At 62.3% G+C, this 12,197-nt stretch carries 18 protein-coding genes; 11 read left to right on the plus strand and 7 right to left on the minus strand.

All coding sequences use genetic code 11. The features are described from left to right. The first annotated feature begins 97 nt into the window (after positions 1-97). Together I554_RS0123340 and I554_RS0123345 are read left to right on the plus strand one after the other, a co-directional pair. Entirely contained in the window at positions 98-325 is a 228-nt protein-coding gene (locus I554_RS0123340; RefSeq protein WP_024577098.1) for a hypothetical protein, read from the plus strand. A 177-nt stretch (positions 326-502) separates the two neighbouring features. Next, positions 503-730 (plus strand): hypothetical protein, encoded by a 228-nt coding sequence (locus tag I554_RS0123345; protein WP_024577097.1) that lies wholly within the window; start codon positions 503-505, stop codon positions 728-730. A 404-nt stretch (positions 731-1,134) separates the two neighbouring features. Here I554_RS0123345 and I554_RS0123350 read toward each other — a convergent pair whose 3' ends face one another. Beyond that, entirely contained in the window at positions 1,135-1,377 is a 243-nt protein-coding gene (locus I554_RS0123350) for a hypothetical protein (RefSeq protein WP_034473702.1), read from the minus strand. Between the two features lie 39 nt (positions 1,378-1,416). Here I554_RS0123350 and I554_RS27415 point away from each other — a divergent pair, with 39 nt between their 5' ends. The 4 genes from I554_RS27415 to I554_RS0123375 all read left to right on the plus strand — a co-directional run bounded on the left by I554_RS27415 (position 1,417) and on the right by I554_RS0123375 (position 3,381). Further along, positions 1,417-1,560, plus strand: coding sequence for a hypothetical protein (locus I554_RS27415; protein ID WP_192818015.1), 144 nt, complete (start codon positions 1,417-1,419; stop codon positions 1,558-1,560). A 267-nt stretch (positions 1,561-1,827) separates the two neighbouring features. Beyond that, complete coding sequence (locus I554_RS0123360) at positions 1,828-2,061, plus strand: hypothetical protein (protein WP_024577095.1); 234 nt, start codon at positions 1,828-1,830, stop codon at positions 2,059-2,061. Between the two features lie 261 nt (positions 2,062-2,322). Then, entirely contained in the window at positions 2,323-2,490 is a 168-nt protein-coding gene (locus I554_RS27420) for a hypothetical protein (protein WP_155848263.1), read from the plus strand. Between the two features lie 705 nt (positions 2,491-3,195). Beyond that, on the plus strand, positions 3,196-3,381 hold the full coding sequence (locus I554_RS0123375) for a hypothetical protein (RefSeq protein WP_024577094.1): 186 nt from the start codon (positions 3,196-3,198) through the stop codon (positions 3,379-3,381). 19 nt (positions 3,382-3,400) lie between these two features. On the opposite strand, the gene I554_RS0123380 is transcribed toward I554_RS0123375, so the two are convergent. After that, the gene (locus tag I554_RS0123380; RefSeq protein WP_024577093.1) at positions 3,401-3,670 is read right to left on the minus strand and encodes a hypothetical protein; all 270 of its coding nucleotides are present in this window, start codon (positions 3,668-3,670) and stop codon (positions 3,401-3,403) included. Positions 3,671-3,946: 276 nt separating this feature from the next. On the opposite strand from I554_RS0123380, the gene I554_RS0123385 reads away from it, so the two are divergent. Further along, complete coding sequence (locus I554_RS0123385) at positions 3,947-4,216, plus strand: PilZ domain-containing protein (protein WP_029659844.1); 270 nt, start codon at positions 3,947-3,949, stop codon at positions 4,214-4,216. Between the two features lie 7 nt (positions 4,217-4,223). Here I554_RS0123385 and I554_RS0123390 read toward each other — a convergent pair whose 3' ends face one another. After that, complete coding sequence (locus I554_RS0123390) at positions 4,224-4,472, minus strand: PilZ domain-containing protein (RefSeq protein ID WP_024577091.1); 249 nt, start codon at positions 4,470-4,472, stop codon at positions 4,224-4,226. A gap of 34 nt (positions 4,473-4,506) precedes the next feature. Next, complete coding sequence (locus I554_RS0123395; RefSeq protein WP_024577090.1) at positions 4,507-4,839, minus strand: PilZ domain-containing protein; 333 nt, start codon at positions 4,837-4,839, stop codon at positions 4,507-4,509. Positions 4,840-5,217: 378 nt separating this feature from the next. Here I554_RS0123395 and I554_RS0123400 point away from each other — a divergent pair, with 378 nt between their 5' ends. Beyond that, entirely contained in the window at positions 5,218-6,447 is a 1,230-nt protein-coding gene (locus tag I554_RS0123400) for a GNAT family N-acetyltransferase (protein ID WP_024577089.1), read from the plus strand. Next, complete coding sequence (locus I554_RS0123405) at positions 6,444-7,388, plus strand: cupin-like domain-containing protein (RefSeq protein WP_024577088.1); 945 nt, start codon at positions 6,444-6,446, stop codon at positions 7,386-7,388. The genes I554_RS0123400 and I554_RS0123405 overlap by 4 nt, the downstream gene beginning before the upstream one ends. A 9-nt stretch (positions 7,389-7,397) precedes the next feature. On the opposite strand, the gene I554_RS0123410 is transcribed toward I554_RS0123405, so the two are convergent. Then, positions 7,398-8,192 carry a helix-turn-helix transcriptional regulator gene (locus tag I554_RS0123410; protein WP_024577087.1) on the minus strand — a complete coding sequence of 265 codons (795 nt, stop codon included), beginning with the start codon at positions 8,190-8,192 and terminating at the stop codon, positions 7,398-7,400. 43 nt (positions 8,193-8,235) lie between these two features. Here I554_RS0123410 and I554_RS0123415 point away from each other — a divergent pair, with 43 nt between their 5' ends. After that, positions 8,236-9,546 carry an MFS transporter gene (locus I554_RS0123415; protein WP_244432838.1) on the plus strand — a complete coding sequence of 437 codons (1,311 nt, stop codon included), beginning with the start codon at positions 8,236-8,238 and terminating at the stop codon, positions 9,544-9,546. A gap of 131 nt (positions 9,547-9,677) precedes the next feature. Here I554_RS0123415 and I554_RS0123420 read toward each other — a convergent pair whose 3' ends face one another. Continuing rightward, entirely contained in the window at positions 9,678-10,337 is a 660-nt protein-coding gene (locus tag I554_RS0123420; RefSeq protein WP_024577085.1) for a DsbA family oxidoreductase, read from the minus strand. Between the two features lie 165 nt (positions 10,338-10,502). Here I554_RS0123420 and I554_RS0123425 point away from each other — a divergent pair, with 165 nt between their 5' ends. Next, positions 10,503-11,363 carry a thioesterase family protein gene (locus I554_RS0123425; protein ID WP_024577084.1) on the plus strand — a complete coding sequence of 287 codons (861 nt, stop codon included), beginning with the start codon at positions 10,503-10,505 and terminating at the stop codon, positions 11,361-11,363. Here I554_RS0123425 and I554_RS0123430 read toward each other — a convergent pair. Next, positions 11,351-12,157 (minus strand): helix-turn-helix transcriptional regulator, encoded by an 807-nt coding sequence (locus I554_RS0123430; RefSeq protein WP_244432839.1) that lies wholly within the window; start codon positions 12,155-12,157, stop codon positions 11,351-11,353. The two genes, I554_RS0123425 and I554_RS0123430, sit on opposite strands and share 13 nt — an antisense overlap. Between the last annotated feature and the right edge of the window lie 40 nt (positions 12,158-12,197).

Raw genomic sequence — 12,197 nt, forward strand, 5'->3', positions numbered from 1 at the left:
AATCGGGGGCGTTTCAGGGGTGCAGGTCAGGTACTGGCCTGTTTTATCCCCTAGTGGCTCAATTTGATTTTAGGGGTGGCCTATTTAGATTTCGAGCATGAAAGACGAACTCGACCATCGCGTGAACATAGGTCTCTTCGCAGCCCTGATCGTGTTTGTTGTTATTTATGGTGTGCTCATCGCTCGCTATGACGGTTGGGGTCTAGCGCTTGGTTGGATCCCCGCGCTCATTGCCGCCGCCCTTACGGTCTATGCAATCTACCGGAGCGATACACTTACGCGCATCATCGACGCGCTGTTCAGCCTTCCACACGTCGGGCCCTAAGGCCGCCTCAGTGGGCGGCCACTTAAATTCCTGGAAGTCTAGGACCTTCATCTGGTTAACCCATAGTGGCCCAACTTGATTTGAAAGGCCTGTTTCGGCTTGGCGGGGTGCGCTGCTAAGCGCCCCTCGGTCCAGCCAGACTACAGAAACCGCCTACGCCCCACACATGAGGTCCGCATGAGTCTGTGGTACTTCCTGAGCGACTGGCTCGCAGCCGTTCCGACCCGCGGCGCGCTGCTGAAGCGCGTCATGATCAACGCTGCATGGGCCTTCGCCATTCTCGTCGCCATGGCGCTGTTGCAGGTGCGAGCCGAATATGCGGCCGTCGTTTTCTTCGGTGTTTTTGCTGTGAACGGTGTGATGTGCGTCGTTTACGAACGACAGCGCCATCAAACGCGCGGTTGAACGATAAAAAGTAAGGCCGCCCCAACGGCGGCCTCTTTATTTGCACAGCCTGACTTAGGGCGACCGCCGTTACTGGAAGCGGTAGCTCAGGCCCGCGCGCTGGACAGGAGTGTTCATATCGTAAGACGTCTTGAACGGCGTGTATTTCCAGCCAGTGAATCCAAACAGCTGTCACCGGCGGCCACACTTAACACATTCCATCTGCTTTGCCTTTTCGCTCCCTGATGCTCCTGCACGGAGATTTTGCAGCGGCCGGTGTTTGAGGGGAACGGATTCGGCCATTCGGGGTTGTTTAATCGTACACAGGACGATCGAAAATCCTCCCTTCATCCCGCGTCGGGTTTTGTCCCCCGCTTTCCCGGCGCGGGCTTCCTTTGATTGCAGCGCGGTCTCTGCTTGCTGGCTTACTGCTTGTCTGCTTTTTCGTTTTTCCGGGCTGCAGATACGTCCGCCAGGCTCGCCGTAACGGGCAGACCCATTTTCCGCAGCAAATAGGCCCCGACGACATAGGCAATGACGGCGCCGACCAACCCCACCGCCGCTCCCAGCGCGATGTTGCCGCCGCTGAACAGCGCGCGGAAAACCGGAAACGCCCCGGCAATCGTCGCCAAAGTAATCGGAGCCGGAACTGGTCCCTTGATGAGCACTGCGCCTCCCGCTGTCGCGCCGAGCCTACCACAGCACTGATGGAGCAGCGCCAGTATCTGATTTATGATGCGGCCATGAGCAACATCGCACGATACGGAACGCTGCACTGGATCAGGGTGCTGCTCTGGCCGCTGCCGGTCCTGACGATCGTCCGGATGTGGCGCAGACGCGGCCGGCTGTAACGATCCCTCGCCGAAAAAACCGCCGCCTCCCGTCAAGGAAGCGGCGGCTAAGTCCAGGGAGGAAACGCCCGATAAGGGCACCACAGCGGTATGAGCGCCGCCGGGGTTCGGAATGGCTCGAAGAGCCGAATTCTTCAGATCATGAATCGATGGCTGCGTATGTGAGCGCGGTCACAGTTCACAATGCGCAGCCGCGCGGCCGAAAACTCCGCATCACTTCTCACGTGTTTTTGCGAGGCATCAGCGGGCTGTAACCCGAAGTGATGAATGGCGCCGAACTTTTGCCACGGCTATGACTTCTCCTGTGACAGTTTCTTGACAGGAGTGGCGACGATGAGCCCTACCCAGATCGCGAAATCGGCCCACGACCAGTTCATGCAGGTGGTTCAGAAAGAGCTTGAGGCGTTTGAAAAACGCGAGAGAGAATTCCTGGCCAGGGAACGCCGTGAGCGTGCCGATGAGCTCAAGCTCGCTGAACAGAAAGCCGGGCCCATTCACTAGACCGGTTGCGGGGCTTTGAAAGCGTGCGGCCGCTTGAGATCGCCTCTTTGTTAAAATCCTCTCCAATATTCGCGCTTCTTTGCGAGATGTATCTGGCCGGCTGCCTCACTCGAAGGGAGTAGACATGTTCTGATCCTATCGCAGCAATTTCTGATGCAGCGAAAATCGGAACCCGCTAAGCTTGTGAGATCACCGTCCGACCGTGGCATCACCGGTGACTGAGAGTGTTGTGCTCCCCGCCTCGTCCACGCGGAGCGACCCATGACCTCGTCTGATCCTTCAGTTTGTCCCGTGTGCGGGCAACGGATGACGCTGGTTTTCAAGAACAGGCACAAGCAGTACGTGTGCGAGGTGTGCGACAACGATCCGCTCACGTCGCCGAAGCTGGACAAGCTTCTGCACGCCGTGCGGCCGCCCGAAGGGAAGTAACCCGGGCCCCGGTTGGTGCGGCTTACAAGAAGTGGGCTGTCGCCCGCCGCTGCAAGGTGCGGCGGCTCCGGCCAGCAGGCTCAAAGCTCACCTGCTCAAGGCGGCATGTGCGGGAAATCCTCCGCCGACGGCGACCCCATGGCCGACAAGCCCGCCATGTCCACAAAGCAGATGGGTATGGGGATGTGCGGCTGCTGCAAGAACATGGGATGGACGGCATGAAAGCCGACGATCCGCACAAAGGCATGGATATGCCGAAGCAGTAAGCAAGCACGGAAAGGGCCGCCTCACCGGGCGGCTTTTTCCTGGGGAGCAGACCATGTCAGGCGCCTCGGCCGTCGGCTGTGTCTGCCCCCGGCGGGTTCGCCGGAGCGGACGGGTCCGGGCTCGTTTCAAGCAGCCGGACCAGATCCGCCATGCTGGTCGAATCCTGCGCCGGGGACGGAGCCTCTTCCGCCACGGGCCATAGCCATCCCTGGATAAGCCGGATCGGGCTAAACATGTGTCCCCCACTCGACATATCTCAGCAAGACAAATGAGGCGCGCCTTTCGTTCCACCGCGATGCAAAAATATGTCCCGGCCGGCCATCCTCCCCGAGGGATCGTTTCGACCAACCGCCGGTTGAACCGGTTTACGGAAACCGGCGGCTGCTTCGATTAGGCTGCTGCCCTGGTTCACCCCTGACGAACAGGAGAGCGCCATCCATGGCCCGGACCAACTCAATTTCGATCGAAGAAAAGTGGCAAAAGATCGCGGACGACACGCGAAACCAGGCAAGCGCGATGCCGCCCTGCCAGAAGCGTGATGACCTCTTGAAGAAAGCCCGTCAGCTCGACGTGGCGGTCAACCTCAGCAACTGGCTTTCAGCCGACCAGAAAAACCCGAAGTAGCCAGCCTCGCGGCGGACGATCACTTCGCGGTGGATTTCGCTTTCGCGGCGGGCTTGGCTGCGGGCTCGCTGCGGACCGAGGCCCATGGATCGCTGTTCGCCTTGGCGTCGGGGATCTTGGAGCGCGCAGCCTTGGCCGCCTCCTCATTGGCCTTGTTCCGCGCCTTTTCCTCCTCGGAGAGCTCCTTGCCCTCGTTCAGCTTGAAGCCGGGCATCAACTGGGCGAACGCCGGCATGGAAACCGGGCCCATGGCCAGGGCAATCAGTATCGCCACCCGAAACACCCGCATCAAAACTCTCCCGGAGCAGTCCAATTCTTGAGGTTGATCGCCACCGGACCGGCGGCAGCACCGTTCTACTCCACCGGCAAACGATGGCCAAGACGGGGCAATCGCAGGGCAAGCCCCTGAATTCGCCGGCGGACCAGCCCTGGCAGCCCCGGGGGCCCCCGCTGCCAACGTCGTGAATCAATCCTGAATGCGGGTACGGCCTGCGAGAGGCACCGGTTTAAGGGCTGGCAACCGGCCGCAATTTAGTCTGCGGCCGTGATCCAGAGGCAGGTAGCCATGACAGAAGTACCACTGGCGGAAAGGCGGTCGGAAACGCGCCGCCGCGTCTTCAAGGGCGGCGTCATCACGTTCAATGGCGCTGGCGTCGACTGCACCGTGCGCAACATATCGACGCGCGGCGCGGCGCTGGACGTCGCCAATGCTGCGATGATCCCGCCGCGATTCAATCTTGCCATCAAGGCGGATGATTTTATCGCCCGCTGCCGCATGGTCTGGAACAACGGTCAGCGCGTCGGCATCGCGTTCGACAGCCCGCCCCAGAATTGAAAGACAGCTAGAACGAAACCCCGAGACGCGGCCCCTTCGCCCACACGACGCGGCACTTCTTTTTTGAGCCGGCATAGAGCAGCTCAAATCTTTGCGGCAGCGGCTTGCCGGGCGTCACCTCGAGACAGGCTCCGCCCGCCGAGTAGTCCACGACGTTGCAGCCGATCACCGGAGACTTCGGATCGACAATGATCTTGGCCGACCGGGAGAGATTTCCCGACGGCTTGACGCGGTTGAAACGGCGCTCTTGAGGCATGAGACACATCCGTAAAATGGTTTGCAGATAACGGTCAGGCCATTCCTTCCACCGGCGCCCGTCTTGCTGCCGGAGATGCAGTCTTTTTCTTGGTGACGTCGGGTTTCAGGAAGATCACGCCGATCTGGTCGCCGTTGACGCGCACCATCTTGCATCGCCTGTAGGCGAGTCCTGTCGAGGACAGCAGCAGGAAGAATTCCTTCAGATCGAGATTGCCGACGGAGCCTTCGACCTTCAGCAGCGCGCCGCCTTCTGAAACGTCAAGCATCTTGCACGGGCGGCGCCAGGTGCCGTCAATTCCCATGATCTGAACATCGAAGCCACGCTCGAAATCGATGCGCTGGCTCTTACGAAGTTCCTTGCTCATTGCGACCTCCTTCAGAGGTTGCTTGTGAAAATGTATTTCCAGAATTTCGGTTGCAAAAACTGTCGTCTTAAACGGCGCCGCTATGAAAATCCTGCGCCGGTAGTGTCATAATAGTTTGACATTACGCGCAATTGCTTAAACTTCCTTAAGCGTACGGATCATTTCCAACCGGATGATACCGGCAGGCGCTGTCACGCCATCGGCTGCGCGACGCGTCATCGTTAACGGACGATGAAAAAAGCACCACGCATTTAACCCGAACCCCACATCCGATTTTGATGTTTCGCCCATAACGTCTGCCCTGGGACGCACAACAAAACGGCGCGACGCACGAAAAAGCTGCGCGCTCAAAAAAACGCGTGAACAGGGATTGGGACGGTGGTTGAGATTGCCAATGCAGCACAAGCCGCTGCCGCGCGCCGCGCGGTGGGCTTTGTCCGTGAGCAAGCGGACGAGAGCAACAGCTCCGCCGAAACGACGCTCGCGCTGCTCGATACGATTTCTGCGGAGCTCTGGCGGCGTCTGAGCGAGAACGCCATCGAGCCCAACGGCTACTACCTGCCCGAATGGGAACTGGCGGTGAATGCCTCCGCGCAGGCGCGCACCAGTGTCAGCGCCCTCGCCGCTGATGCCGTCGCTGTCCATGACACGCCGTGTCTGATCGGTCTGCTGCCGGTGATCTCCGCCTGGCGCGCCTATAACCTTCCCTTGCCCGCGCTTGTAAGCGCTGATCCATACGGAACGCTGGCGACGCCGCTGCTCGACCGCGATCGGGCGGATGAGGCCGCGGCAAGCCTGATGCAGCAGGCACGCAATGCCGGCGCCCATGCGCTGATCCTGCGCGATATCACGCTCGACGGCGCCGCGATGATGGCATTCACCCGCGCCCTTGCCAGCGAGGGACTGAAGCCGCGTATCCTGCAAAGTCACGCACGCGCCAGCCTCGATGCCACGCGCAACGCCGACGATATGCTCCGCGACGCGCTCGGCCCCAAGAAGCTCAAGGAACTCCGCCGCCAGCGCAACCGGCTCTCCGAGCATGGCGAGGTCATCTTCACCATCGCCACGACGCCGAGCGAGATCAAACGCGACCTCGGAATTTTTCTCGCCCTCGAAGCCAGCGGCTGGAAGGCCAGGCGCGGCACGGCGCTGGCCCAGCACGAAGGCGACGCTGCATTCGTCCGCCGCGCGGTCTATGACGCCGCCGCGCGCGGCAACTGCGAGATCGTGACGTTGCATGCCGGCGAGACGCCGGTCGCGTCCGCCATCGTGCTGCGGCATCTCGACCGCGCGTTCTACTTCAAGCTCGGTGTCGACGAGAACTTCGCCAAGTACTCCCCGGGCGTGCAGCTGACGCTCGAACTGACGCGCCATATGTGCGCCGACGACACGATTGCGATGGTCGACTCCACCGCGATCCCGGGCCATCCCATGATAGACCCGATCTGGCGCGGACGCCTCGCCATCGGCGACGTGTTGATCCCGCTCAACCGCCGCGACCCATTCGTGCCCGCCATCCGGCTCGGCCTGGCCTTGCGCACGCTCGTTCGCGAGCCTGCGCGCCGCATTGTTCATTTCATCAGAAAATTTCGGGAGACACGCTCATGAACGTCGCCTCAAGCATTTCGCCGGTCATTACTGCCGACAATGAATCGCTGAAGCGGGATTTTCCGCTGAAGCCGTTCGCGATCCGTCACAAGCTCTCGGGCCATCCACTGCTGACGCTGCCCCGCATCGCGCAGCTTGCTGCCGAGATGCCGCGCGACCTGATCGAGTACAATTCCGGCGACGCTTCCGTCAGTCAGGACCCGGACAAGGTGAAGAGTGTCGATCTCGATCCGGTTGAAGTCGTCAACCGCATCCAGACCGCCGGTGCATGGATGGTGCTCAAGCGCGTCGAGAAATCACCGGAGTACCGTCAGTTGCTTGAGGACGCGCTGACGTCGGTCGCCCGCGCACGCGGCTTCAAGAGCATCGAGGATGCGGGCTTCTCGCAGATCGAAGGCTTCCTGTTCGTGTCATCGCCGAACTCGACGACGCCGTTCCACATGGACGCTGAGGACAACTTCTTCGTGCAGATCTACGGCGAGAAGATTTTCGCGGTCTATGACAACCGCGACGGCAAGATCGCCGACGATGCGCAGGTCGAGCATTCCACCGTCAAGCACCGCAACGTTCCGTTCCATGAGAGCTTCCGCCCGCGCGGCATCGAATTCAATCTCGACGCCGGCGATGGCTGCTACATTCCCTATCAGTGGCCGCACTGGGTCAAGACCAAGGGATCGCATTCGATCTCGATGGCAATCACCTGGAAGACCGAAGAGGTGCGACGGCTGAACGATCTGCACCGTTTCAACTCGATGCTGCGCGGCCTCGGCCTGCCGCAGGCGGCGCCCGGCAAGAACCCGGCGCTCGACAGCGTGAAGCTCGGCCTTTACCGCACAGCCGCCGCGATCATCGAGCCGCTGCGCGCCTCGGAAACCATGCGCCGCATCATCCGCCGCGTCGCGCTCGGCAAGAACGCGAACTACTATCTGAAGAAGGCGTAAGCTCATCGCTCACGCCACTCCGTCTCCCCTCAGCGAACTCGGCGGCTGGCCCATGGCCTTGCGGAACGCCGCCGCAAACGCGCTCGAACTGCGATAGCCGTTGCGCTCTGCAACGCGCGAGATCGGCTCGCCGCTCACGATAGCCTCAAGCGCGTTGTGAAAGCGCACGCGCTGCCGCCAGGCGGCGAAGCTCAAACCCAGTTCAGCCTCGAACAGCCGCGCCAGCGTCCGCGTCGACGCGCCTGCGGTATCGACCCAACTGTCCAGGGTGAGGCGGCTTGCCGGATCGGCCAGCAGCGCGTTGCAAACCCGCAGCAGGCGCGGATCGCGCGGCATCGGGATCACCAGCGAGAGCCGTTTCGCCTTGGCAATCTCGCTCAGGATCAGCAGCGCCACCGCGCCGCCGCGCCCCTGCTCGTCATAGACCACCGGCTCCTCGATCAGCGCCAGCACCAGTTCACGCAGCAGCGGCGAGACTTCCAGCACTGTCGGCGCGGCCGGAAGATCGTCATGGGCATCGCGCACGATGTAGAGCGTGCGCATTTCCACATGCCCGCGAATGCTGATCGCGTGCACCGTCCGGGCCGGCAGATACACCGCGCGATCCGGCGGCACGATCCACGCCTCGTCAGCCGTGCGCACCCGCATCACGCCCGTCACCGCATAAACGAGCTGGTCGCGCGCATGATGATGCGGCTCGATCTCGAAGCCGTCATCGAAGCTCTTCGACATCGCAGCCAAGGGGCGCGGCACGAACTGATAGTCGTTGGCGTCAGTGCTGCGGCTGCGCACGCGCGGTGTCATGGCCGGTCAAAGTCCCGATGGCAGATTCTCGACGAAAATTGGCATGACCGCGCCATCCTGCCAAGGGTACTTTTTCGCAGAGATTCTGTTCGAGGCTCCCATGACGCGCGACCGCATCCATTTCCTGTTCCTGAACATCGGCCACTATCTGGACCATCTGTTCACGCTGATCTTCGCAACGGTGGCGGCGCTCGCGCTCTCGCGCGAATGGGGCCTCAGCTACAGCGAACTCCTGAAATATGCGACGCCGGGCTTCTTCGCGTTCGGCCTGTTCTCGCTGCCCGCCGGCTGGCTCGCGGACAAGTGGAGCCGCGAAGGCATGATCGCGGTGTTCTTCATCGGCATCGGCATTTCGTCGATCGGCACCGCGTTTGCGCAGACGCCGCTTCAGGTCGGCATCGGCCTGTTCATCGTCGGCGTGTTCGCCGCAATCTATCATCCGGTCGGGCTCGCCATCGTCACGCAGAAATGGAAAAACACCGGCATGCGCCTCGCCGTGAATGGCGTCTGGGGCAATCTCGGCGTCGCCAGCGCCGCATTGATCACCGGCTACTTCATCGATCACGGCGGCTGGCGCGTAGCCTTCGTGGTGCCGGGCATCTTCTCCATCATCGTGGGCGTGCTTTACGCCGCTCATCAATGGAGCGAGATGTCCACCGCGCATCAGAAGACTCCGGCAGCAGTTGCTGCCGCGCCCGTCCAGCCCGCCGGCATGAAGGCGCTGCTGCTGCGCATCTCCGCGATCGTGTTCCTCACCACCGCCGTCTCCAGCCTGGTGTTTCAATCGACAACCTTTGCGCTGCCGAAGATCTTCGACGAACGGCTGCAAGGCATCGCCACCGATCTCACGCAATGGCTGTCGGCGAGCGGCGTGGCGGCGGCAAAGGGCGACATCGCCACCATGGTCGGCGCGTTTGCCTTCGTCGTGTTCGCCGTGGCATCGATGGCGCAGCTTGTGGTCGGCAGTCTGCTCGACAAATACGGCCCGCGCACGGTTTTCATGGTCGTGGCCGCGATCCAGATCGTGTTCTTCGCGGTGATGCCCGGCCTCCATGAGGGCTGGGCGCTGGCGGCGGCATTCGGCTTCATGCTCGGTGCGTTCGGCCAGATTCCGATCAACGATTTCATGATCGGCAAGATGGCGAGCGGCGAAGCCCGCGCCCGGATCTACGGCGTGCGCTACGTCGTCAGCTTCACCGTTCTCGCGCTGGCGCTGCCGATGATTTCATTCGTCTACGGCAACTACGGCTTCGACACGCTGTTCCGCGTGATGGCCAGCGCGGCGGCTGTCATCTTCGTTGCGGTGGCATGTCTGCCGGCGAAGCTGCCGACGCCGGTTGCGGCGGCGGCGTAACAGCTCTTCCCTGTCATTCCGGGGCGCGAGCGAAGCAAGCGAACCCGGAATCCATCACCTCAGATGCAAGAATGGATTCCGGGCCTGCGCCCAAGGGGCGCATCCCGGAATGATGGCATTGCCGGAACCGTTCACGCCGCCTGGTTGATCTCCGCCGAGACCTGACGGATCGCACGGGCGAGCTGATCCGCAGGCTGCGCGCCGGAGACCGCGTACTTCTGCGCGAACACGAAGGTCGGGACGCCGGAAATGCCTTTCTCGGACGCCTCCTGCGCCTGCCCCGAAATGCGGTCCACGTCCTCGTCGGTGGCAAGGCGCTTGCGCACGCTGTCTGCGTCCAGCCCGACGTCCGCCGCCGCCTGCACTAGCACATCGGTATCTGTGAGATCACCGCCGTCGCGGAAGTACAACTCCATCAGGCGCTGCTTCATTTGCGCGGCCTTGCCCTCCGCCGCAGCCCAGTGGATCAGACGATGGGAATCGATGGTGTTGGGCTGGCGCTTCACGCGGTCAGAATTGTATTCCAGCCCCTCTTCCGCAGCCGCCGCGACCACGCGCCCCGCAATGCCCTTGTAGGCTTCAGGCGAGCCGAACTTCGCGGTGAGATATTCGTCCCGTGAGATGCCTTCGCGCGGCACCCATGGATTGAGGAAGAACGGCCGCCAGTTCACCTCGACCGGAACATCCGGCACCAGCGCCAGCGCGTCTTCGATGCGTTTCTTGCCGATGTAGCACCATGGGCACACCACGTCGGACACGATATCGATCTTCAACGGCTTCAAATCGCTCATGATGCTGTTCCTCGGCATATTGTGACCGGAAGATAAGCCGATGAAACCTTGAGGCAAGGTCCGTGGCGGCAATGCTCCCTGTGGGTCACGACATAACCTCCGGGGTTATTGTGCATCGCCACCCCCGCTCCTAGGACGATCTGAACACCGATCGAGGAGCCCGCCATGACCGCCATTTTCGTCCCCGAAGGCCATTCGTTTCGCGCCACCGAACAGGCCGGCGGACCATGGTCGCCGGACATGCTTCAGGGCAGCGCCACCACCGCACTCATGACGCGCGAGGTCGAGCGGCTGGCGACGGCCTCGAATTTCGCGGTGCGCCGCCTCACCTTCGATCTGTGGCGCCCTGCAGGGCTGCGCGCCTTCAGCGTCGAGTCCGAACTGCTCCGCGATGGCCGCAAGGCCAAGACGATGCAGGTACGCCTGATGGACGGCGACATCGAAATCGGCCGCTGCACCGCGCTGCTGACCGCACAGGGCAACGAGTCCCCAAGCGATCCGTTCGCAAAGGCAACCGCGAAAGACGCCGCGCCGGAAACCGGCTCGCCGCCCCCGGCGTTCGCACAGAAATGGAGCCGCTATTTCCAGAACGTCTCGGTGCGGCTGATCGAAGGCGCGCTGGAAAAGCCCGGCCCGGCCGCAGCGTGGATGCGGCTCGATGTGCCGCTGGTGCAGGGGGAAACCAACACGCCGCTGCTTCAGGCTGTTCAGGCCGCGGATTTCTCCAGCGGCGTTGCGCAGATCGTCGACATGCGCGAATGGACCTTCGTCAATCCCGAGATCAGCCTGTATTTCTTCCGCGCGCCGGAAGACGAATGGATCCTGATCCGCTCGCGCACGCAGGTCGGGGCCAATGGCGCAGGACTGACGATGGCGACGCTCAGCGACCGGCAAGGACCATTCGCCGAAGTGATGCAGGCGATGACGTTTGAGAGGCGCGAAGCCTCGCAAGAAGCGTTTTCAGGCGAAGTGGGCGCCGGTTCGCGTGAAGAAAACGCGATAATCAAAGAAGCTCAGGCATCCTGAGCGGCAAAGGCATTCAGCGCCGCTTCGGACTCCGCATCCGCGGGCATGAACATCTCGACGCGCAGTTCCTGCAACGTCACATCCTGCGGCGTGCCGAGCGTCAGCACCGCGCCGATCAGGCCGATGCATGTGTCTCCCGAGCGCAGGCGCACCTCGCACAGCGGCCCCGGCGCTTCACCCTCGTTGAAATTCGGCGCGGCAATATCCGGCAGCTTCAACAGATCGCGCCATGTCGCCTGCAACGCCTGATCGAGCGGCGCGGCCATCGCCTCATGCCTCGCCCGTGCCAGCAGCGCCGCGGCGACATTAGGCCAGTTCTCGACGAACGGGCGCAGTTCATCGGGCGCGAGAAACATCCGCATGTGATTGAGCGGGCGTTTCATCCGCTCAGGCCCGAGCAGAAGTCCCATTAGCCGCTGCGCGGCGCGGTTGGCCTGCACCACATTCCATTGCCGGTCGGTGACGATGGCGGGGAATGGTTCATGACGCTGCAGCAGCAGGTCGATGGCGCGTTTTGCGTCGGCGACTTCCGGCGCCGACAGATCGCGCTCGCCATACTGGCGCGCATAGCCGCCCGCCTCCAGCAGCGCATTGCGGTCGCGCAGCGACAGACCGAGCGCCGCCGACAATTGCATCAGTGCATCGCGGCTCGCCGCCGCCTTGCCGGTTTCGACGTAGCTCAGATGACGGATCGAGATTCCAGCCTCAAAGGCGAGATCGGCCTGGCTCATGGCCCGGCGGGTGCGCCAGCCGCGCAGGAGATCGCCAACAGGATGAGAGTGCGAAGCGGTCAATGCGCGTGTTGTCATGCACCGATTATGCGAACCGCGCTGC

The sequence above is a fragment of the Afipia sp. OHSU_II-C1 genome, from assembly GCF_000497575.1.
In the GTDB taxonomy this organism is placed as follows: Bacteria; Pseudomonadota; Alphaproteobacteria; order Rhizobiales; family Xanthobacteraceae; genus Afipia.

What these genes read in the sequence shown, in the direction of transcription:
- I554_RS0123360 (WP_024577095.1), top strand. Translation starts at nt 1,828, where the DNA reads ATGGCGCCGAACTTTTGCCACGGCTATGACTTCTCCTGTGACAGTTTC.
- I554_RS0123420 (WP_024577085.1), bottom strand. Translation starts at nt 10,337, where the DNA reads ATGAGCGATTTGAAGCCGTTGAAGATCGATATCGTGTCCGACGTGGTG.
- I554_RS0123415 (WP_244432838.1), top strand. Translation starts at nt 8,236, where the DNA reads ATGACCGCGCCATCCTGCCAAGGGTACTTTTTCGCAGAGATTCTGTTC.
- I554_RS0123390 (WP_024577091.1), bottom strand. Translation starts at nt 4,472, where the DNA reads ATGCCTCAAGAGCGCCGTTTCAACCGCGTCAAGCCGTCGGGAAATCTC.
- I554_RS27415 (WP_192818015.1), top strand. Translation starts at nt 1,417, where the DNA reads ATGGAGCAGCGCCAGTATCTGATTTATGATGCGGCCATGAGCAACATC.
- I554_RS0123405 (WP_024577088.1), top strand. Translation starts at nt 6,444, where the DNA reads ATGAACGTCGCCTCAAGCATTTCGCCGGTCATTACTGCCGACAATGAA.
- I554_RS0123345 (WP_024577097.1), top strand. Translation starts at nt 503, where the DNA reads ATGAGTCTGTGGTACTTCCTGAGCGACTGGCTCGCAGCCGTTCCGACC.
- I554_RS0123340 (WP_024577098.1), top strand. Translation starts at nt 98, where the DNA reads ATGAAAGACGAACTCGACCATCGCGTGAACATAGGTCTCTTCGCAGCC.
- I554_RS0123385 (WP_029659844.1), top strand. Translation starts at nt 3,947, where the DNA reads ATGACAGAAGTACCACTGGCGGAAAGGCGGTCGGAAACGCGCCGCCGC.
- I554_RS0123395 (WP_024577090.1), bottom strand. Translation starts at nt 4,839, where the DNA reads ATGAGCAAGGAACTTCGTAAGAGCCAGCGCATCGATTTCGAGCGTGGC.
- I554_RS0123375 (WP_024577094.1), top strand. Translation starts at nt 3,196, where the DNA reads ATGGCCCGGACCAACTCAATTTCGATCGAAGAAAAGTGGCAAAAGATC.
- I554_RS0123380 (WP_024577093.1), bottom strand. Translation starts at nt 3,670, where the DNA reads ATGCGGGTGTTTCGGGTGGCGATACTGATTGCCCTGGCCATGGGCCCG.
- I554_RS0123410 (WP_024577087.1), bottom strand. Translation starts at nt 8,192, where the DNA reads ATGACACCGCGCGTGCGCAGCCGCAGCACTGACGCCAACGACTATCAG.
- I554_RS27420 (WP_155848263.1), top strand. Translation starts at nt 2,323, where the DNA reads ATGACCTCGTCTGATCCTTCAGTTTGTCCCGTGTGCGGGCAACGGATG.
- I554_RS0123425 (WP_024577084.1), top strand. Translation starts at nt 10,503, where the DNA reads ATGACCGCCATTTTCGTCCCCGAAGGCCATTCGTTTCGCGCCACCGAA.